General features: G+C 37.6%; 1 protein-coding gene. It reads left to right on the forward strand.

Annotated elements, in window-relative coordinates:
- Positions 1-70 precede the first annotated feature (70 nt).
- Positions 71-2,041: an AsmA family protein gene (locus H5072_RS17665; RefSeq protein ID WP_182694295.1), complete on the forward strand. Its 1,971-nt coding sequence runs from the start codon at positions 71-73 to the stop codon at positions 2,039-2,041.
- The last annotated feature ends 81 nt before the right edge of the window (positions 2,042-2,122 follow it).

Genomic DNA, 2,122 nt, shown 5'->3' on the forward strand with positions numbered 1-2,122 from the left:
GAACGACAATGATTTTAAGGCTAACACTCGCTATGATAAGAACATTATTTGCACGTTTGAAAGGACGATCATGAAAACCTTACTTAAAATTGTAGGTGTAATACTTTTACTATGTATAGCACTAATTGTTGCCGCACCGTTTTTAATCCCTACTGATACTATTTTTAACAAAGTTTCAGAACAGGTAGAACAAACAACTGGGCGCACTCTTACTATTAAAGGTGATAAAACACTTAGCGTATTCCCTGCATTAAAGTTAGAACTTAACGACGTGCATTTTGCAAATATGGAATCAGGTTCGCGCGCCGATATGGCGAGTATGAAACAGCTTGCTGTACACATACCTTGGTTTTCATTATTTGGTGGTGAGTTTAAATTAGATAAGTTTGTGATAAACGAACCAAATATCCTATTAGAAACCGACAAAAATGGTAAAGCCAATTGGCAGTTGTTTGACGCAGTTGCAGAGCAACCAAAAGAGCAGAGCCAATCAGGTGAAGCGATAAAGCTTCCAGATAACTTTGATATTGAGTTAGGTGAGGTTGCTATTTATGGCGGCACATTTACTTATCTAGATGGTCAAACAGGTGCCAAACAACAAATTAGCGATTTAGAACTCGCTATTTTACTTCCTTCACTTCGTAAAACATTAGAAGTAAAAGGGGGTATTACTTATATGCAAGAGCGTTTTGATCTTGATATAAAATTAGATACTCCTGCTAAAGCAATTGAAGGTGCTACTTTTAATGTTAAACAAACCTTAGATTCTCGTTTAGTTGATTTAACGTTCGAAGGGAGCATAGCTAAGCAAGGCCAAGATATTAAGGGTCAGTTAGCACTAAGCGGTGAGTCTGTTAAAAGTATTGCGAAATGGCAAGGTGTAGAGCTAGACGCTAAAGACAATGCATTTAACGGATTTAGTGTAAACGGTAAAATGCACCTACTAGGTGAGAAATTTAATCTAGAAGATTTAGTTGCGACGTTAGACGCATTAGAAATAAAAGGTAAGAGCGAGCTTAACCTAGGTAAGCGTTTAGCAGTAAATGCTGATATTGATTTAGGTATGCTTGACTTAAACCCGTATCTACCTGAAGCAGTGGCAAAACAAGAAGAGCCAGAAGAGCAAGAAGATAAACCTGCAGAGCCAATAGTATGGGATGACACTAAAATTGATTTAAGTGCATTAAATTCACTAGATGCAAATGTAGTGATTCGTTCAAGTGGATTAAAAGCAAATGATATTAAATTAGGCGCAAATCAATTTACTGTTGCTTTAAAAAATAGCGTTGCAAAACTAAGCCTAGATAGCTTTTCTGCTTATGAAGGGTCAGGTAAAGGCGTTATCAATGTAAACGCACAGCAAGTACCTTATAAAATATCAACTAACTTTGACTTAGCTGGAATAGATGCACAGCCTTTATTAACGGATGCGGCAGGTTTTGACAAGCTAATGGGTAAGGGGTCTTTAAATTGGAACCTAAACACAACTGGCCAAAGTCAAAAGTCGTTTATTGGTGCGCTTAATGGAAAGCTTGGATTTGAGTTTGCTGATGGAGCTGTAAAAGGTGCAAATATAGCTGAGATGGTTCGTAAAGGTAAGGAACTCATTTCAGGTAACTTTGGTGCTGCATCTGAAGGGCTTGATACCGGATTTGAAGAATCTGAGCAAACAGATTTTTCAGCATTAACTGGAAGTTTTAACTTTACTAATGGCGTTGGCAAAAATACCGACCTATCACTTATCAGCCCACTTATTAGAATATCAGGTGAAGGCGACGTTGATTTACCGCAAACAACGGTCAACTATCGTTTGGTTACAGGTATAGTTGGATCTATCGAAGGTCAGGGAACTACCGATGACAGCACTGGCTTTAAAATACCACTACGTATAAAAGGGCCTTTCCACGATGTAGGTATAAAGCTAGATGTTGGTGATACGCTCAAAGATGAAGCTAAGCAGAAGGTCGATGAGGCAAAAGAAAAAGCCAAAGACAAAGCAAAAGATAAAATTAAAGATAAATTAAAAGGTTTATTTGGTTAATTTATTACACTTTAAACAAACAAGGCACATTACAGGTGCCTTGTTTGTTTTGTAACCACCTGTAAAATAGCTACATAGCCG

It is taken from the genome of Pseudoalteromonas sp. SR45-5, from assembly GCF_014163565.1.
GTDB classification, from domain to species: Bacteria; Pseudomonadota; Gammaproteobacteria; order Enterobacterales; family Alteromonadaceae; genus Pseudoalteromonas; species Pseudoalteromonas distincta.